This window comes from Falsochrobactrum tianjinense (assembly GCF_019100495.1).
In the GTDB taxonomy this organism is placed as follows: domain Bacteria; phylum Pseudomonadota; class Alphaproteobacteria; order Rhizobiales; family Rhizobiaceae; genus Brucella; species Brucella tianjinense.
The window spans coordinates 204,114-222,774 of the sequence record NZ_JAHRVA010000001.1 but is presented as its reverse complement, the minus strand read 5'-3'; the positions used below and the strand labels follow the sequence as shown (position 1 = coordinate 222,774).

The window sequence follows — 18,661 nt, the reverse complement described above, 5'->3', positions numbered from 1 at the left end:
TTTGCTAAGCAAGGCAGGAATAAGGAGAATAATAAAAAAGGAAGCCCAGCGGCTTCCTTTTCTTCATTCAGCAATTCCCTCGAAAAACTCTTTCATCCGGGAAAAGAAGCCAGCCGATTTCGGGCTGTTCTCCTTTGATGAAAGAGATTCGAACTCCTCAAGCAGCTCGCGCTGGCGCTTGGAGAGATTCTGCGGTGTTTCGATATCAATCTGGATATAGAGATCGCCGACCACGGGCTGGCGCAGCACCGGCATGCCCTTGCCCTTGAGACGGAACTGCTTGGCGTTCTGCGTGCCTTCGGGTACCTTCACGCGGGTCTGCGTGCCATCCAGCGTCGAAACCTCGAACTGGCCGCCAAGAGCGGCAGTGGTCATCGAGATCGGAACCTTGCAATAAAGATCGGCACCGTCGCGCTGGAAGAATTCATGCGGCTTGATCGACAGGAAGATGTAAAGATCGCCCGACGGTCCGCCACGGGCGCCCGCTTCGCCCTCGCCTGCCAAACGGATACGGGTTCCGTCCTCAATACCGGCGGGGATATTGACGGAGAGCGAACGTTCCTGCGTCACCCGGCCCTGACCGTGGCATTTGCCGCAGGGGTCCTTGATGATCTGGCCGCGACCGTTACAGGTCGGGCAGGTGCGCTCGACCGAGAAAAAGCCCTGCGCGGCGCGCACGCGGCCAGCGCCGCCGCACATTGTGCAAGTGGTCGGCTGCGTTCCAACCTTCGCGCCCGAGCCGGAGCATTCATCGCAGGTGATGGAAGTCGGCACGCGAATCTGCGCAGCCTTGCCGGCATAGGCTTCCTCCAGCGTGACTTCCATATTGTAGCGCAGATCGGCGCCGCGTTCGCGTCCGCCGCTGGAGCGGCGGCGACCGCCACCCATCATCTCGCCAAAAATATCTTCAAAAATATCGGCAAAACCGCCAGCACCACCGAAACCGCCCTGGCCAAAACCGCCACCCATGCCGCCATTTTCGAAAGCTGCATGGCCGAAGCGGTCGTAAGCAGCGCGTTTCTGCGGGTCTTTCAGCGTCTCATAGGCTTCGCCGATTTCCTTGAACTTGCGTTCAGCATCCGGGTTATCCGGGTTGCGGTCCGGATGGTATTGCATGGCGAGCTTGCGGAACGCCGATTTCAGCGTTTTCTCGTCTGCTGTTCTCTCAACACCTAGAGCTTCGTAATAGTCGATCTTCATCAGTTCGTTATCCCGACGGCTGGATCGCATTCATCTTCACGGTAGCGTATCCACGGTCCTGTTTGGCGTAGCCACGCCGCTCGAAAAAAGGCGGCCTGATGCTGGACTGCTTTATCTCGTCCGTCCGGTGCAACCGTCCCGAAAGGCCGCAGAAGCCCGGGAATGACCCCGGGCTTGAGCTTTACAGACAAGGCTTACGACTTTTTCTTGTCGTCGTCGATTTCTTCGTAATCGGCATCGACAACATCATCGTTGGACGAAGCCTGTTCGTCACCCTGCGCGCCTGCTTCTTCGGAAGCCTGAGCCGCTTCGTACATGGCCTGGCCAAGCTTCATGGAAGCTTCGGCGAGGGTCTGCGTCTTCGCCTTGATGTCTTCGGCGTTGTCGCCTTCAACCGCAGTCCGCAGAGCTGCAAGAGCGTCTTCGATTGCCTGCTTGTCTTCAGCGGAAACCTTGTCGCCGTAATCCTTCAGCGACTTGTCCGTCGAATGAATCAGGCTTTCGGCCTGGTTCCTGGCTTCAACCGCATCGCGGCGCTGCTTGTCGGCCTCGGCGTTGGCTTCAGCATCCTTGACCATCTTTTCGATGTCGGCATCGGACAGACCGCCCGAAGCCTGAATGCGGATCTGGTGCTCCTTGCCGGTGCCCTTGTCCTTGGCCGAAACATTGACGATGCCGTTGGCGTCGATGTCGAAGGTCACTTCGATCTGCGGCACGCCGCGCGGTGCGGGCGGAATGCCAACGAGGTCGAACTGGCCGAGCATCTTGTTGTCGGCAGCCATTTCGCGCTCGCCCTGGAAGACGCGGATCGTCACAGCCGACTGATTGTCTTCAGCGGTCGAGAAGGTCTGCGACTTCTTGGTCGGGATCGTGGTATTGCGTTCGATCAGGCGAGTGAACACGCCGCCGAGCGTTTCGATGCCGAGCGAAAGCGGGGTCACGTCGAGCAGCAAGACGTCCTTGACGTCGCCCTGCAACACGCCGCCCTGAATGGCTGCACCCATGGCGACAACTTCGTCCGGGTTGACGCCCTTATGCGGTTCCTTGCCGAAGAAAGCCTTCACAACTTCCTGGATCTTCGGCATGCGGGTCATGCCGCCGACCAGAACCACTTCGTCAATTTCACCGGCCTTGAGGCCCGCATCCTTGAGCGCGGCCTTGCACGGCTCGATGGTGCGCTGAACGAAATCGTCCACGAGGCTTTCGAACTTGGCACGCGAAAGCTTGATGGCAAGGTGCTTCGGACCGGTCTGATCCGCCGTGATAAACGGCAGGTTGATTTCGGTCTGCTGGGCCGACGACAGTTCAATCTTGGCCTTTTCAGCAGCTTCCTTGAGGCGCTGCAAAGCCAGCTTGTCGTTCTTGAGGTCGATGCCGCTTTCCTTCTTGAACTCGGCAACCAGATATTCGACCAGACGCATGTCGAAGTCTTCACCGCCGAGGAACGTGTCGCCGTTGGTGGACTTCACTTCGAACACGCCATCGCCGATTTCGAGGATCGACACGTCGAAGGTACCGCCGCCAAGGTCATAGACGGCGATCGTCTTGCCTTCGTTCTTGTCGAGGCCATAAGCGAGCGCTGCAGCGGTCGGTTCGTTGATGATGCGCAGAACTTCCAGACCGGCGATCTTGCCGGCATCCTTGGTGGCCTGACGCTGGGCGTCGTTGAAGTAGGCCGGAACCGTAATAACGGCCTGCTCGACCTTCTCGCCAAGATAGGATTCAGCGGTTTCCTTCATCTTCTGAAGAATCATGGCCGAAATCTGCGACGGGGAATATTTCTTGCCGTGAGTTTCAACCCAGGCGTCGCCGTTGTCGCCCTTGACGATCTTGTAAGGAACCAGATCCTTGTCCTTGGTGACCATCGGGTCGTCAAAGCGGCGGCCAATCAGGCGCTTGACGGCAAACAGGGTGCCTTCAGGGTTGGTGACGGCCTGACGCTTCGCAGGCTGACCAGCGAGGCGCTCGTCACTTTCGCTGAAAGCGATGATCGAAGGCGTCGTACGTGCACCTTCGGCATTCTCGATGACCTTCGCGTTCTTGCCATCCATGACGGCGACGCAGGAGTTGGTCGTTCCCAGATCGATACCAATAACTTTAGCCATATTTCTCTCCATTCAGCAAACCGCCTGAACCTCTACCGAGCGTTCCATAGGCGGCTCCTATCGGTTTCACAATGCTTGCTTCAAGGTTGCGGAGCCGGGGGATGTTTTCTCATCCGCCGGGCCTGTCATCAAAGCCTCGTGCGAGGCGTATATAAGAAAGGCTGTTTTTCACTGCAAGTCACAAGACGCTACAAGCTGTCGGACAATGCAAGATTCCTGCCCGGCAAGGCTTACAGGCCCTGTCATACATCTACGAATCCCTCATTTTTGCCCGCGCGATAGATCGCGTCGATGAATTTCTGATTAGCACGCGAGTTTTCCAGCGAGAACAGCATCACGTCTTCACCCCGTGCGGCGCGCACAAAGTTCTCCGCCTGCAATTGATAATGGTTCGCATCGCCGAACGTCCATTCGCTCGCTTGCGTATGGCCTGCATCGTGAAGCGTGATGCGGCCATGACCATATTTGCCGGTGTTGAAGGGCGCATGGACCTCGATAAAGCCCTTGTCCCCGTGGAAAACCATCGTCTGGCGTCCGGCAAGCTGCGTGGCGACGTAGAAGCTGAGATCGAACCCGTCGAATCGCGCTGAAACACTGGCATAGCGATCCGTTCCGAATTTCGGATCGAATTCCACGGAAGCCTGCACCGACAGCGGTTCCTTGCCCGTCACCATGCGCGTGACAACCGTCGGATAGACGCCAATATCCGGCAGCGCGCCACCGCCCAGTTCCGGCTGATTGCGCATATTCCCGGGATCGACATTGAAATAGCTGAACGCGCCCTGCACATGGCGCAGTGTGCCAATTGCGCCCTGCTCCAGCAAATAACGCAGTTTGATCCATTGCGGATGGTAATAGACCATCAAGGCTTCCGCGATCATCACCCTGTGCCTGTCACGGGCGGCGATAACCTGATCGATGTCTTCGGCTTTCAGCGCGATGGGCTTTTCGCACAGCACATGCTTGCCCGCCTGTGCTGCCTTCATGCTCCATTCGATATGCTGCGCGGTCGGCAGCGGGATATAGACGCCGTCTACTTCATCGCAGGCAAGCAGTTCCTCATAGGAGCCGAAAGCCAGCGGCGCGCCGAAACGATCCGCCACCGCGCGAGCGCGCGCCGAATCGCGACTGGCAATGGCATGGACAACGCCATTATCGGACGCGCAAAGCGCCGGGATCACCTGTGTAACGCCGATCTTTGCGGTCGAAAGAATACCCCAACGAAACATGCAGATTCCCCTTCAAAGTATTTCCAGCAAAAGTGTGAAACGGTTTTGCGTGAGATAATGCGATAAAACAAGGTTTAGAACGGTTCACTCAAACGAAAGCCCGCCGGCGGGCGGGCTTTCCAGTTGGCTTATCCGCGCAGAACGCCGCCGGTCTGCTTGGCGACATTCGCTACGACCTGGCGGGACAAGGCGTCGAGATCCTCATCGGTCAGGGTGCGGTCCTGCGGCTGCAAGAGCACTTCCACGGCAATCGATTTCTTGCCTTCGCCAAGCGAAGCGCCCGTGAAGACGTCGAAGACCTGAACGCCGGCGATCAGCTTCTTGTCGGCGGAAGAAACGGCCTTCACCACATTGCCGGCCTCAACGCCAGCATCCACCACAAACGCAAAGTCACGCTTGAGGCTCTGGAACTGCGAGAGATTCAGGGCTGGCTTGGTGCGGGTTGCCTTAGCCTTCGGCTCGGGGATCGCGTCGATGAAGACTTCGAAGCCGCAAAGCGCACCCGACACGTCGAGCGCCTCCAGCGTGTCCGGATGGAACTCGCCGAAAGTGCCGAGAACGACCTTCGGGCCGAGCTTCAGCGTACCCGAACGGCCCGGATGGAACCATTCAGGCCCACCGGCTTCGATCTGGATGCGATCAACCGGCGCACCGGCGGCTTCGAGTGCTGCAAGCGCATCGGCCTTGGCGTCGAACACCCCAACCGGTGCGGCATTGCCCGCCCAGAATCGACCCGAACCGTCAACGCCTGCCGTGCCGCGGCGGATACCACCGGCCACGCGCCGCTGCTGCTCTGGCCTGTCTCCTTCATAAATGCCCGAAACCTCGAACAGGGCAATATCGCCAAAACCGCGATCCGCATTGCGTTGAGCGGCAGCCAAAAGGCCCGGCAGAAGCGATGGACGCATGTCCGACATGTCGGCTGCAATCGGGTTGGCAAGCTTCAGTTCCGGCTTGCCGCCGCCGAAGGCCTTGGCCTGCGCTTCCGAGATGAAGGAATAGGTCACAGCTTCCATCATGCCGCGCGAAGCCAGCATACGGCGGGCATGGCGGGTGCGTATCTGAAGCGTCGTCAGAATACGGCCATTGACCGCACCGTGGCTTGGCAATGGCTGTGGCGCGATCTGGTTGATGCCATGAATACGCATGACTTCTTCCACGAGGTCAGCCTTGCCTTCCACGTCGCCGCGCCAGCTCGGCACGCTCGCCTTGATGACCTTGCCATCGCCTTCAACGCCAAAACCAAGACGCTTCAGGATATCGAAAGAGGCATCATACAGCACTTCGATACCGGTCAGGCGTTTGACTTCCGTAACCGGGAAATCGATGACGCGTGCCTGATAAGGCTTGTAACCAACCACGTCGAGAACGGTCGGCGCGCCGCCGCAAAGTTCCAGAACGAGCCTGGTTGCAATTTCCGCACCGGGGATCATCATTTCCGGGTCCACGCCACGCTCAAAGCGATAGCGCGCGTCAGTAACGATACCCAGTTCGCGGCCCGTGCGTGCGATGCTGCGTGCATCCCAGAGAGCTGATTCGATCAGCACATCGACCGTGTTCTCGTCGCAACCTGAGTGTTCACCGCCCATGATACCGGCAATCGATTCGGGGCCGTTTTCATCAGCGATCACATACATGTCCGGCGTGAACTTATATTCACGCTGGTCGAGGCCGAGAATGGCTTCTCCATCCTTAGCCGTGCGCACTGTCAGATTACCCTTGACCTTGGCCGCGTCGAAGACGTGCAGCGGGCGGCCCTGATCGAACGTCACATAGTTGGTGATGTCCACCAATGCATTGATCGGGCGCAGGCCGATGGCCTTGAGACGCTGCTGCATCCATTTCGGGCTGGGGCCGTTCTTCACGCCCTTGACCATGCGTAGCGCAAAGCCGGTGCAGAACGGATGCTCGGCATCCTGATCGAGAATGACCTTCACCGGGGTTTCGCCCTCGCCCTTTGCTGGTTCAGCATCGAGGTTCTTAAGTGTGCCAAGACCAGCCGCTGCAAGATCTCGGGCAATGCCGCGAATGCCGGTGCAGTCGGCGCGGTTCGGCGTGAGGCCGATTTCGATAATCGGATCGTCGAGGCCCATATAGGCGGCAAAGCTCGTGCCGACCGGCACATCGTCGGGCAGGTCGATAATGCCATCGTGCTCTTCAGAAAGCTCAAGCTCGCGCTCGGAGCACATCATGCCGAAGCTCTCAACGCCACGAATCTTGCCGACCGACAGTGTCACATCAAGGCCCGGTACATAATCGCCCGGACGGCCAAGAACACCGACAAGACCGGCGCGCGCGTTTGGCGCGCCGCAAACGACCTGAACCGGCTGACCTTCGCCCGTATCAACGGAGAGAACGCGCAACTTGTCTGCATCCGGATGCTGAACAGCGCTCACAACCTTGGCGATCTTGAAGGCCTTGAAAGCAGCGCGGTCATCGACCGATTCCACTTCCAGACCGATATCGGTCAGTTTCTCGACGATCTGGTCGAGCGTCGCATCGGTTTCAAGGTGATCCTTGAGCCAGGAAAGCGTGAATTTCATTTCTTTATTCCTTATCCGATCCTTAAGCGCTCAAACCGCCGAAAAGCGTGGGAATATCAAGCGGACGGAAACCATAATGGCTGATCCAGCGCACATCGGCGTCGAAGAAGGCGCGCAGGTCCGGCATGCCGTATTTCAGCATGGCGATGCGGTCGATGCCCATGCCCCACGCGAAGCCCTGATAGACGTCCGGATCGTAACCGGAAGCGCGCAGTACATTGGGATGCACCATGCCGCAGCCCAGAATTTCGAGCCAGTCATTGCCTTCACCGAACTTCACATGCGGGCCGGAGCGGTCGCACTGAATATCGACTTCAACCGATGGTTCGGTGAACGGGAAGAAGCTCGGACGCATACGCATTGTCACCGAAGGCACTTCGAAGAAAGCCTTGCAGAACTCTTCCAGCACCCATTTCATGTTGGCGACATTGGCCGACTTATCCACGACCAGCCCTTCGACCTGATGGAACATCGGCGAGTGGGTGGCGTCGGAATCCATGCGGTAGGTCTTGCCCGGAATGACGATGCGGATCGGTTCGTCACGGCCTTCCTTGTCACGAATGGCGGCAAACTTCTCCATCGTGTGCACCTGCACCGGTGAGGTGTGCGTGCGCAGAAGCTTGCGCTCGCCCTTCTCGTCCGGATTGAAGAAGAAAGTGTCGTGCATTTCGCGCGCCGGGTGGCCTTCGGGGAAGTTGAGCGCCGTGAAATTGAAATAATCGGTTTCTACATCCGGGCCTTCGGCAATCGAGAAGCCCATATCGGCGAAGATGGCCGTGATTTCATCGATCACCTGGGAGATCGGATGGATACGGCCACGCGAAGCCGCGCTTTCGCGCACCGGCAGCGTCACATCGAGCTTTTCGCGCTCAAGACGGGCGGCGACCGCCGCTTTACGCAGTTCCGTCTTGCGCTCGGCCAGCGCCTCGGTGACACGGTTCTTCAAGCCGTTGATTGCCGGCCCCTGCGCCTGCCGCTCTTCCGGGGTCATGGAACCCAGTGTCTTCAGCTTTTCCGAAACCGTACCCTTCTTGCCAAGGGCCGCCACGCGCACTGCTTCAATCGCCTGCTCATCACTGGCCGAGGCGATTTCGCCCAGAATGGTTTGTTCGAGTTGTTCAAGATCGCTCATTATTTAAATCCCTGTCGCGCCCAAGGCGCTCCACGCCTCTTGATTTAAGTCCCTGTCGTGCCTTCGGCACTCCACGCCTCTTGTTTAGCTTCCCACTCGAGCCTCTTGATGGGTGATATTTGCGGAGGCCGCCAGATACGAAAGAAAAACCCGCGCCAGCCGAGCCAGCGCGGGTTCCCAAAATTCAAAATGTCACTTCGGGAAGGGCTGGCTTAACGGACAGCGCCTTCAAAAGCATTCGGCATCTCAGTATTCTTGAGATATTCGAGCGCCTTCTTTGCCGACGCAACCAGCGCACCGAATGCTTCCGGCTCGTGGATTGCAATGTCGGACAGAACCTTGCGGTCAATCTCGATGCCAGCCTTGGAAAGACCGTCAATGAAACGGCCATAGGTCAAGCCCTGTTCGCGGACAGCCGCATTGATGCGCTGAATCCACAGGGCGCGGAATGAACGCTTGCGATTCTTGCGGTCGCGGTAAGCATACTGCTTCGAGCGATCGACTGCCGCCTTGGCGGTGCGGATGGTGTTCTTGCGGCGACCACGGAAACCGGCAGCCTGTTCGAGAACTTTTTTGTGCTTGGCGTGGGACGTCACGCCGCGTTTTACGCGTGCCATAATATAATCTCCTTAAAGGACAGACGGCTTAGAGGCCGTTGGGCAGGAACTGTTTCACAATCTTCGCATCGGCATCGGCGAGCACCGTGGTGCCGCGAGCATCGCGAATGAACTTGTTCGAGCGCTTGATCATACCATGGCGCTTGCCAGCAGCGGCAGCCATGACTTTGCCTGTAGCAGTGATCTTGAACCGCTTCTTGGCGGCTGATTTGGTCTTCATCTTGGGCATTTTGCTACTCCTAATTTTGTGGTCCCTGTCGTGCCTTCGGCACTCCACGCCTCTTGTTTGAAAGGGGCCTGTGCTTGGACAGACAAAGAACCTTGTTTTCACTCCCGGACCGACCAAGTCCGGAAAGCATACGAAACCGCCACGGCATGCCCTGCCGGGCGGTTCGAACGCGGCCTTATAGGCTCAAAGGCCAGAAAAAGCAATAACCGAATCCGTATTTCCGGGCCATTAAAAGAAAACCGCCCGAAGGCGGCTTTCGTAGCGCTTTTCTGCATGCTGCTGCGATCAGCGCGGAGCCAGTACCATCATCATCTGGCGGCCTTCAAGCCTCGGTTCGGCTTCCACCTTCGCGATCTCGGTCGTCTCCTCCTTGACGCGCTGAAGCAGCTTCATGCCAAGCTCCTGGTGCGCCATTTCACGCCCACGGAAACGCAGTGTGAACTTGACCTTGTCGCCTTCATCGAAGAAACGCAGTGCAGCCCTCATCTTCACCTCATAATCATGGGTGTCGATGTTCGGTCGCATCTTGATTTCCTTGATTTCGACCGTTTTCTGCTTTTTGCGTGCTTCGGAAGCTTTTTTCTGGTTCTGATATTTCAGCTTGCCAAGATCTACGATCTTGCAGACGGGCGGCTCGGCATTCGGCACGATCTCGACGAGATCAAGGCCGGCTTCTTCCGCCAGCGCAATTGCTTCCTGAGTCGAGACGGTGCCGTGGTTCTGGCCCTCGGCATCAATGAGCTGAACCCGGGGAACCCGGATATCGCGGTTGGAACGCGGTCCATCTTTCTGGACCGGCATCGCTCTGAACGGTCGGCGAATGGTCGTTATCTCCTGATTATTAACATTAAATGCGATTCAATTTTGGTGCCGCGACGGCATATCCCCCATCAAACCGCAGTCGATCGCGGAAATGTCGTCAAGCAAGCGCTAAAGTCAATAGCATCTTTCATTAGGAAAATCACCCCCGAACGATAAGCAATCATTTGGGAGTAACACGCGACATATCGGCCACATTTCTTTCCATTTCAAGGGTATTGGTTATTTCGACGGCTTTTCCCGGTTCCTCATACATGGCAATCATGGATGACAAATGAATGCGAACAGGGCCCCCTCGAAAATCAGGAGATGGACTATGAGTGAAGAGCAGCCGGAATTTATCGAGGTGGACGGAGCTGAAATCGCCGTGCGCCACAGGCCCGGCAGCAAGGCACCTGGCGTTGTCTGGCTCGGCGGCTATCGCTCCGACATGCTGGGCACCAAGGCGCTTGCACTCGATGAATGGGCGCGGGAGACTGGCCATGGCGCGCTGCGCCTCGACTATTCGGGGCATGGCGAATCGGGCGGCGATTTCAACGAGGGGACGATCTCGCGCTGGCTCACCGAAAGCCTCACCGTCTATCGCCATTATGCAAAGGGGCCGCAGATTCTGGTCGGCTCGTCCATGGGCGGCTGGATCGCGATGCGCATGGCGCAGGAACTGAAAAAACAGGGCGAGGCCCTCGCAGGGATGGTGCTGATCGCCCCGGCTCCAGATTTCACCGCCCTTCTCGTAGAACCGGGCCTGAGCGAGCGTCAGAGGCAGGACCTCTCCGAGAAAGGCTATTGCGAGGAGCCGTCGGATTATTCGCCCGAGCCCGATATCTATACGCGCGCACTCATCGAGGACGGACGCGACAATCTCGTCCTCAAGGGCATTATCGAGACGGGCTGCCCGGTGCATATATTGCAAGGCATGCAAGATGAAGATGTACCCTATAGGCACGCCTTGACGCTGGTCGAGCACCTGCCGGTCGATGATGTGACGCTGACATTGGTGCGCGATGGCGACCACCGGCTTTCGCGGGGACAGGACCTAGATCTGCTCGTCCGCACCGTTTCAGGGCTGGCCGAGCGCCTTTCTCCTCCGGAATGATCCAAAATATGCGAAAAAAATTTGCAGCAAATCGCATTGTTTAGCCCTTGCCGGGCAGGAATCGACTTGCGGCATTCTTGAAATGCCGCAATCGCTTTACCACGTCGAAATCAAGCCGCAAGTTTGACTGTCCTGTATGACGCAGACGGCAAGTCGGCCTGATTTACGGAGTAGACCCCCGTTTTACGGAGTAGACCAATGACCAATTCCGCATTGATCCGCCCGGCATGGACGCCAGCCACGATTGCGCTGATGGTGCTCGGCTTCATCTTTTTCTGGCCGCTTGGCCTCGCCATGCTGGCCTATATCATCTGGGGCGACCGCCTCGAAGGTTTCAAGCGCAACGTGAACGAGAAAACCGATTCCGTTTTCGGCTCTTTCCGCGGCTGCTGCAAGAATGAAAGCTTCGGCTTTGCCGGCGGCACAGGCAATGCCGCTTTCGACGACTGGCGCCGCGAGGAGCTGGAGCGTCTTGCGGAAGAACGCCGCAAGCTCGAAGAAGCCCGCGCCGAATTCGAAGCCTATGCCGCCGAGCTTCGCCGCGCCCGCGACAGGGAAGAGTTCGACCGCTTCATGGCCGAGCGGCGCGCCAACGCAAACAAGACGCCCGCTACTCGCACTAACGGCGACAAGAACGGCTTCACCAATGATTGATCGATGAAACAGTTGTGAAAAACCGGAAACGGCGCGGTTAATCCGCGCCGTTTGTCGATCTTGTGCAAAATTTACTGGCTTTTTGCGCGAATCACTTATTCTTTAATAATGGGCTTTTCCTTTTTTCGTTCCGTCCCCGCTGGTTCGGCGACCGTCAGAAGCGAACGCGTTCACGCAGTTGGCGGTCGTGAATTGCCGTTGCGCGTGTTTGAGAATCCGCGCGCCAAGCGACTGACCCTGCGTATTGAGGCGGGTGGCAAGGGATTGCGCATCACCATCCCGCCCGGATTGCCGGAGCGGGAAGTGCAAAGCTTTCTTAACCGCCACGAAGGCTGGCTCGAAAGCCGGATCGCGAAATTACCCGACCAGCCCGGCATCCGGACCGGTGTGAAAATACCCATTCGCGGCGTGCCGCATCTCATCGCACATCAGGCCGGGCGCGGAACGGTGGATTTGCTCGACGGCAATATATTGCTGGTTCATGGCGATGCGGCCCATCTGCCGCGCCGCGTTGCCGATTACCTCAAGGGCGAAGTCAAACGCGATATCGAAGCGCTCGTCGCGCGGCACACGGTAACGGTCGGGCGCAAGGCCAAGGCCATCCGCTTCAAGGATACCAAAAGCCGCTGGGGCTCCTGCACCTCGGACGGCGTTCTGTCCTTTTCATGGCGCATCGGCATGGCGCCGCCGCCCGTGATAAACTATCTCGTGGCCCATGAAGTGGCGCATCTCATCGAGATGAACCACGGGCCGAAATTCTGGAAACTCTGCCAGGAGCTTTGCCCCGATATCGAGCGGTGCAAGGCGTGGCTCAAGCGCAATGGCAGCGCATTACAGGCTATCGACTTTTCATGAATCATTCCGTTCAGACCGCCGCAAAGGTGCTTTGGGATTACCATTGCATCTACGATACGCTTCAAAAGGCCGATGTGATCGTCGGATTTGGCAGCTATGACCTGCGGGTCGCGGAGCGCGTCGTGCAACTTTATCTTGAAGGGCTGGCGCCTTCGCTTCTCTTCACCGGCAAGGGCGGCAGCGGAACGGAAGGGCTTTTCAAGACCACGGCAGCGGAAGCCTTCGCCGCAATCGCAATCGAACGCGGCGTGCCGGAAAGTTCTGTTATCATCGAACCGAACGCCACCAATATTGGCGAGAAAATCTCGTTCACGCGTGAAAAGCTTGGGCCAGGCGCGATCAGCGTGATTTTTGTGACCAAACCGCATACCCAGCACCGGGTTCAGGCCGCAGCAGCGCGACAATGGCCCGAAGCCAAGGCTTTCATCAACGCGCCGCTTACCCCTTTCGAGGACCAGCCGACCGAGAGCCACACATTTGAAATGCTGGCCCATGAAATGGTCGGCGATCTAAAACGCATTCTCGAATATCCGGCAAAAGGTTTTCAGATCGCGCAAGCCGTTCCCCTTGAGGTCATGGAAGCGTATGATTACCTGATCGTGCAGGGCTATGACGGTGATTAAGCCAGAAGCCCCAAAACAGCTTGAGTGAGCAGCTTGAGTCGCGCCCCGATTTATGCGACGGGAATGCCATGGTTCTTGATGTAAAAATATGCGGCCTTAAAACGCCCGAAGCGGTTACCGCCGCTCTGGATGGCGGGGCGACGCATATTGGTTTTATCTTCTTTCCCAAAAGCCCGCGCCATCTCGCACCAGCGCAGGCCGCACGGTTGCGCGAAGCCGCCCGTGGCCGGGCGAAGGTGGTCGCTGTGACGGTGGATACCGATGATGTCGCGCTCGATGAAATTGTCGCGCAACTTAACCCCGACATGCTGCAATTGCATGGCCATGAGACGCCGGAACGCGTAAGAGATGTCAAGGCGCGCTACGGCCTGCCGGTCATGAAAGCGTTTGCGGTTCGTGAGGCCCTCGATCTGGCCGCCATCACGCCTTACAGGGGTATAGCCGACCGTTTTCTTTTCGACGCCAGACCGCCCAAAGGCGCGGAACTTCCCGGCGGTAACGGCATTGCGTTCGACTGGGCATTGCTTGATGCGCTTGACGCGGATGTCGATTACATGCTTTCCGGTGGATTGAACGCGGGCAACATTGCCGAGGCGCTGCTGAAAACCAAAGCGCCGGGTATAGATGTGTCGTCCGGTGTGGAGCGCGCGCCCGGCGAAAAGGATGTGCGTCTTATCGAAGAATTTTTCCAGGCCATTGCCAGAGCGGATGAAAAATCATCCTCCCGACCATGCCTGAACATGACGGAGCGGAAACGTTGAACAAGCCGGTTGAACCCAATTCCTACAAGACAGGCCCGGATGAAGAAGGCATGTTCGGCATTTTTGGCGGGCGCTTCGTCGCTGAAACGCTGATGCCGCTGATCCTCGAATTGCAGGATGCCTATGAGACGGCCAAAAACGATCCCGAATTTCAGGCCGAGCTTGCCAATCTGTCGACCTATTATGCCGGTCGCCCGTCGAAACTCTATTTCGCCGAAGGGCTGACGAAACACATTCGTGACATTTCCTCGGCCAAAGGCCTCGGGGGCGGCGCGAAAATCTATTTCAAGCGCGAAGACCTCAATCATACCGGCAGCCACAAGATCAACAATTGCCTTGGCCAGATTCTGCTCGCCAAGCGCATGGGCAAGACCCGCATCATTGCGGAAACCGGGGCTGGCCAGCATGGCGTGGCGTCGGCCACCGTCGCCGCCCGTTTCGGCCTGCCCTGTGTGGTCTATATGGGCGCGACCGACGTCGAACGTCAGAAGCCCAACGTGTTCCGCATGAAGCTGCTGGGCGCGGAAGTGAAGCCGGTTTCGGCGGGCCACGGCACGCTGAAAGACGCCATGAACGAAGCGCTGCGCGACTGGGTGACCAATGTCGAGGACACCTATTATCTGATCGGCACGGCGGCAGGCCCGCATCCCTATCCGGAACTGGTGCGCGATTTTCAGTCTGTGATCGGCACCGAAGCCCGCGCGCAGATTCTCGAACAGGAAGGCCGTCTCCCCGATGTGATCGTGGCGGCGGTCGGCGGCGGCTCCAATGCCATCGGCCTGTTCCATCCCTTCCTTGACGATGCATCGGTGAAGATCATCGGCGTCGAAGCAGGCGGGCGCGGCCTTGATGGCAGCGAGCATTGCGCATCGATGAATGCGGGTCGCCCCGGCGTGCTGCATGGAAACCGCACCTATCTGCTGCAAAACGAGGACGGCCAGATTCTCGAAGGTCATTCGGTTTCCGCCGGTCTCGATTATCCCGGAGTTGGCCCCGAACATTCATGGCTGCGCGACACAGGCCGTGTTGATTATGTGCCGATCCTCGACAATGAGGCGCTCGATGCATTCCAGCTTTGCACCCGCGTCGAAGGCATCATTCCGGCGCTCGAATCCGCGCACGCTATCGCGCAGGCGGTGAAGATGGCGCCGACGATGGGCAAGGATCAGGTTATGATCGTCAATCTGTCGGGCCGTGGCGACAAGGACGTGCACACGGTCGGGCAATTGCTCGGCATGGATATCTGAGGGACATGAGTATGACCACCCGTATCGACACCAAATTCGCTCAGTTGAAATCCGAAGGACGCCCGGCGCTTGTCACCTATTTCATGGGCGGCGACCCCGATTACCAGACCTCACTTGAAGTGATGAAGGCGCTGCCCAAGGCAGGCGCGGACGTGATCGAGCTTGGCATGCCCTTCTCCGATCCGATGGCCGACGGCCCGGCCATTCAGGCCGCTGGCCTGCGCTCGCTGAAGGCCGGACAGACGCTGGTCAAGACGCTTAGAATGGCTGCCGATTTTCGCGAACAGGACGACACCACGCCCATCGTCCTGATGGGCTATTACAATCCGATCTATATTTACGGCGTTGAGCGCTTTCTCGCCGATGCGAAGGCATCGGGTATTGACGGGTTTATCGTCGTCGACCTGCCATCGGAAATGGACAAGGAACTTTGCATTCCGGCCATGGAAGCAGGCATCAGCTTCATCCGCCTGACCACGCCAACCACCGATGACAAGCGTCTGCCCAAGGTGCTGCACAATTCCTCCGGCTTCGTCTATTACGTATCGATGAACGGCATTACCGGCTCGGCCATTGCCGATACGTCCACCGTCGCCGATGCGGTGCGCCGCATCAAGAAAAGCACGCAATTGCCGATCTGCGTCGGCTTTGGGGTCAAAACGCCCGAACAGGCCGCAGCCATTGGTGCAGCGGCTGACGGCGTTGTGGTGGGCACGGCAATCGTCAATGCGGTTGCCGGAGAACTGGGTCTGGATGGCAAGGCGAAGGGCGATCCTGTCGCCGAAGCAAGCAAGCTTGTGAGCGCGCTCGCGCAGAGCATTCGCGCGACGCGCCTTGAAGCTGCCCAATAAATCGGCCATTTAAGCAGCGAACACTGTAGAACAAGAAACGGGACCAAACGTCATGAACTGGATCACCAATTACGTCCGCCCGAAGATCAATTCGATGCTCGGACGGCGCGAGATGCCAGAAAATCTCTGGATCAAGGATCCCTCGACCGGCGAAATGGTGTTCCACAAAGACCTTGAGAGCAATCAGTTCGTGATCCCCTCTTCGGGCCATCACATGCGCATCAAGGGCAAGGACCGTTTGCGCTTCTTCTTCGACAATGGCGAGTATACGACGCTGGAAACGCCGAAAGTTCCGGTTGATCCGCTGAAATTCCGCGACGAGAAGAAATATATCGACCGTCTCAAGGATTATCGTGCCCGCACCGGCATGGATGACGCCATCATCAACGGACTTGGCACCATCGAGGGCCTGCCCATCGTCGCCACCGTGCAGGATTTCAGCTTCATGGGCGGTTCGCTCGGCATGGGCGCAGGCGAAGCCATCATTCAGGGCTTTGAAAAAGCCATCGAACTCAAGCGTCCGCTGGTACTGTTTTCAGCATCGGGCGGCGCGCGCATGCAGGAAGGCATTCTGTCGCTCATGCAGCTTCCGCGCACCACCGTTGCCGTGGAAATGCTGAAAGAAGCGGGGCTGCCCTATATCGTCGTTCTCACCAATCCGACCACGGGCGGCGTTACCGCATCCTATGCCATGCTGGGCGATATCCATATTGCCGAACCGGGCGCGCTGATCGGCTTTGCCGGACCGCGCGTGATCGAGCAGACCATTCGCGAGAAGCTGCCCGAAGGCTTCCAGAGCGCCGAATATCTGATGGAGCACGGCATGGTGGATATGGTCATCTCACGGCTTGAGCTGAAGGAAACCATTGCGCGCCTGCTCAAGATCATGACACGGCAGCCCGCCAATACCGATATGCCTGAACCTGCGCCTGAACAGTCCGAAGCTGACAGCAAGGCGGCATAATCGTGGCAGGAAAAGCGGATGCCGTCATCGAACGGCTGATGCGATTGCATCCAAAAGGCTTTGACCTTTCACTGGACCGCATTCGCGATCTTTTGGAAAAGCTCGGCAATCCGCATCTCAAACTGCCACCCGTCATCCATATTGCCGGAACCAACGGCAAGGGATCGGCCAGCGCCTTCTGCCGCGCGATTCTGGAAGCCAGCGGCTTGACCGTGCACGTCCATACTTCGCCACATTTGGTCAACTGGCATGAACGCTATCGTCTCGCTTCAAAGACTGGCGGCAAGTTTGTTTCCGACGACGTTCTGGCAGACGCCATCGAGCGCGTCGAGGCAGCCAATGGCGGGCAGCATATAACGGTTTTTGAAATCCTTACCGCCGTCGCTTTCGTGCTGTTTTCCGAACATCCTGCAGATGTCGTTATACTGGAGGTCGGGCTTGGTGGGCGTTTCGACGCCACCAATGTCATCGATGAGCCCGCCGCGTCGCTCATCATGCCGATTTCGGTCGATCATCAGGCTTATCTCGGCGACAAGGTGGAACTGATCGCCATCGAAAAAGCCGGGATCATTAAAGAAGGCTGCCCGGTCGTGGTGGGCTTCCAGTTCTTTGATGCGGCGCGCGAAGTGCTGGCTTCCACCGCCGACCGTCTCAATTGCCCGATCTCGATCTATGGGCAGGATTTCCTCGCATTCGAGGAACATGGTCGGATGGTATTCCAGAATGAAGACGGATTGATCGATCTGCCCTTGCCGCGCCTGCCCGGACGCCATCAGCTAGCCAATGCCGCAGCGGCAATCGAAACCGTGCAGATGGCCGGTTTCACGATTACCGAAAAGGCGGCGGAAAAAGCATTGATGGTCGTGGACTGGCCCGCACGTATGCAGCGGCTCACCCATGGCGCCCTTGTCGATCTCGCGCCCCCCGCCTCGGAAGTCTGGCTCGATGGCGGACATAATCCAGGTGCGGGCGTCGTGATCGCCGAAGCCCTCGGCGATCTTGAAGAACGCTCCACGCGACCGCTTTTCCTCATTACCGGCATGATCAACACCAAGGACCCGGTTGGCTATTTCGAAGCCTTTACCGGCATGGCACGGCACGTCTTTACCGTGCCGGTCTCTGCCAGTGAAGCCGGCATTCCCAATGCCGAACTGGCGTTGAGCGCGCAGAAAGCAGGATTATCGGCGGAGCCGGTGCATTCAGTGGCCAATGCGCTGAAAATCCTGCGCGATACATGGGCGCATGACGAAGCGCCGCCGCGCATTCTGATCGGCGGCTCGCTTTATCTGGCAGGCGAAGTTCTGGCGGAAAACGGTACGCCGCCGGTTTAAAATAAAACCCGGCGCAAAGGCCGGGCTTTTCATTTCTATAAGTCGCTCTTATCAAGCAGCGGAAGCCTTGATCCAGTCGGCAAGGCGGCTCTTTGGAGCGGCACCCACCATATTGGCGGCGAGTTCACCGTCCTTGAACAGTAGAAGCGTGGGGATCGAGCGCACGCCGAACTGGGCGGCGAGTTCCGGATTCTCGTCGATATTGACCTTGGCAATCTTGACCTTTCCGGCCATTTCAGCCGCAATCTCATCAAGCGCCGGGGCGATCATCTTGCACGGACCGCACCATTCAGCCCAAAAATCCACCACAACCGGCTCGCTCGACTGAAGAACGTCCGACTGAAAATTGCTGTTATCGACCTTTACGGTTGTCATGGGGCTATCCTCTTTTTCGCGCCAAAGCGG

The 18,661-nt window shown here is 58.0% G+C and carries 18 protein-coding genes; 9 read left to right on the top strand and 9 right to left on the bottom strand.

Annotated elements, in window-relative coordinates:
- Positions 1 to 63: 63 nt before the first annotated feature.
- The 8 genes from dnaJ to infC form a co-directional block, all read right to left on the bottom strand.
- Positions 64 to 1,200: a molecular chaperone DnaJ gene (gene dnaJ / locus KUG47_RS01070; protein WP_217676935.1), complete on the bottom strand. Its 1,137-nt coding sequence runs from the start codon at positions 1,198 to 1,200 to the stop codon at positions 64 to 66.
- Positions 1,201 to 1,394: 194 nt separating this feature from the next.
- Positions 1,395 to 3,305: a molecular chaperone DnaK gene (gene dnaK, locus KUG47_RS01065; protein WP_217676113.1), complete on the bottom strand. Its 1,911-nt coding sequence runs from the start codon at positions 3,303 to 3,305 to the stop codon at positions 1,395 to 1,397.
- Between the two features lie 242 nt (positions 3,306 to 3,547).
- Positions 3,548 to 4,534, bottom strand: a complete 987-nt coding sequence (locus KUG47_RS01060) for a Gfo/Idh/MocA family protein (RefSeq protein ID WP_217676112.1) — start codon at positions 4,532 to 4,534, stop codon at positions 3,548 to 3,550.
- 128 nt (positions 4,535 to 4,662) lie between these two features.
- Positions 4,663 to 7,077 carry a phenylalanine--tRNA ligase subunit beta gene (gene pheT / locus KUG47_RS01055; protein ID WP_217676111.1) on the bottom strand — a complete coding sequence of 805 codons (2,415 nt, stop codon included), beginning with the start codon at positions 7,075 to 7,077 and terminating at the stop codon, positions 4,663 to 4,665.
- 22 nt (positions 7,078 to 7,099) lie between these two features.
- The gene (gene pheS, locus KUG47_RS01050; RefSeq protein WP_185917076.1) at positions 7,100 to 8,209 is read right to left on the bottom strand and encodes a phenylalanine--tRNA ligase subunit alpha; all 1,110 of its coding nucleotides are present in this window, start codon (positions 8,207 to 8,209) and stop codon (positions 7,100 to 7,102) included.
- Between the two features lie 212 nt (positions 8,210 to 8,421).
- Positions 8,422 to 8,826 (bottom strand): 50S ribosomal protein L20, encoded by a 405-nt coding sequence (gene rplT, locus KUG47_RS01045; protein WP_217676110.1) that lies wholly within the window; start codon positions 8,824 to 8,826, stop codon positions 8,422 to 8,424.
- A gap of 28 nt (positions 8,827 to 8,854) precedes the next feature.
- The gene (gene rpmI, locus KUG47_RS01040; protein WP_217676109.1) at positions 8,855 to 9,055 is read right to left on the bottom strand and encodes a 50S ribosomal protein L35; all 201 of its coding nucleotides are present in this window, start codon (positions 9,053 to 9,055) and stop codon (positions 8,855 to 8,857) included.
- A gap of 285 nt (positions 9,056 to 9,340) precedes the next feature.
- On the bottom strand, positions 9,341 to 9,877 hold the full coding sequence (gene infC, locus KUG47_RS01035) for a translation initiation factor IF-3 (RefSeq protein ID WP_217676934.1): 537 nt from the start codon (positions 9,875 to 9,877) through the stop codon (positions 9,341 to 9,343).
- 313 nt (positions 9,878 to 10,190) lie between these two features.
- Between infC and KUG47_RS01030 the strand changes: the two genes are divergently transcribed.
- The 9 genes from KUG47_RS01030 to KUG47_RS00990 all read left to right on the top strand — a co-directional run bounded on the left by KUG47_RS01030 (position 10,191) and on the right by KUG47_RS00990 (position 18,256).
- Positions 10,191 to 10,970 carry an alpha/beta hydrolase gene (locus tag KUG47_RS01030; protein WP_217676108.1) on the top strand — a complete coding sequence of 260 codons (780 nt, stop codon included), beginning with the start codon at positions 10,191 to 10,193 and terminating at the stop codon, positions 10,968 to 10,970.
- Positions 10,971 to 11,168: 198 nt separating this feature from the next.
- The gene (locus tag KUG47_RS01025; protein ID WP_217676107.1) at positions 11,169 to 11,624 is read left to right on the top strand and encodes a DUF2852 domain-containing protein; all 456 of its coding nucleotides are present in this window, start codon (positions 11,169 to 11,171) and stop codon (positions 11,622 to 11,624) included.
- Between the two features lie 108 nt (positions 11,625 to 11,732).
- On the top strand, positions 11,733 to 12,479 hold the full coding sequence (locus tag KUG47_RS01020; RefSeq protein WP_217676106.1) for a M48 family metallopeptidase: 747 nt from the start codon (positions 11,733 to 11,735) through the stop codon (positions 12,477 to 12,479).
- A complete protein-coding gene (locus tag KUG47_RS01015; RefSeq protein WP_217676105.1) occupies positions 12,476 to 13,102 on the top strand; it encodes a YdcF family protein in 627 nt (208 codons plus the stop codon). The genes KUG47_RS01020 and KUG47_RS01015 overlap by 4 nt, the downstream gene beginning before the upstream one ends.
- Before the next feature lie 68 nt (positions 13,103 to 13,170).
- Complete coding sequence (locus KUG47_RS01010; RefSeq protein WP_217676104.1) at positions 13,171 to 13,863, top strand: phosphoribosylanthranilate isomerase; 693 nt, start codon at positions 13,171 to 13,173, stop codon at positions 13,861 to 13,863.
- On the top strand, positions 13,860 to 15,110 hold the full coding sequence (gene trpB, locus KUG47_RS01005) for a tryptophan synthase subunit beta (RefSeq protein WP_217676103.1): 1,251 nt from the start codon (positions 13,860 to 13,862) through the stop codon (positions 15,108 to 15,110). Before KUG47_RS01010 ends, trpB begins: the two co-directional genes overlap by 4 nt.
- Positions 15,111 to 15,121: 11 nt before the next feature.
- A complete protein-coding gene (gene trpA, locus KUG47_RS01000) occupies positions 15,122 to 15,961 on the top strand; it encodes a tryptophan synthase subunit alpha (RefSeq protein ID WP_217676933.1) in 840 nt (279 codons plus the stop codon).
- Positions 15,962 to 16,013: 52 nt separating this feature from the next.
- Complete coding sequence (gene accD, locus KUG47_RS00995) at positions 16,014 to 16,925, top strand: acetyl-CoA carboxylase, carboxyltransferase subunit beta (RefSeq protein ID WP_217676102.1); 912 nt, start codon at positions 16,014 to 16,016, stop codon at positions 16,923 to 16,925.
- Between the two features lie 38 nt (positions 16,926 to 16,963).
- Positions 16,964 to 18,256 (top strand): bifunctional folylpolyglutamate synthase/dihydrofolate synthase, encoded by a 1,293-nt coding sequence (locus KUG47_RS00990; RefSeq protein ID WP_217676932.1) that lies wholly within the window; start codon positions 16,964 to 16,966, stop codon positions 18,254 to 18,256.
- 51 nt (positions 18,257 to 18,307) lie between these two features.
- Here KUG47_RS00990 and trxA read toward each other — a convergent pair whose 3' ends face one another.
- Positions 18,308 to 18,631, bottom strand: a complete 324-nt coding sequence (trxA, locus tag KUG47_RS00985; RefSeq protein ID WP_109704914.1) for a thioredoxin — start codon at positions 18,629 to 18,631, stop codon at positions 18,308 to 18,310.
- Between the last annotated feature and the right edge of the window lie 30 nt (positions 18,632 to 18,661).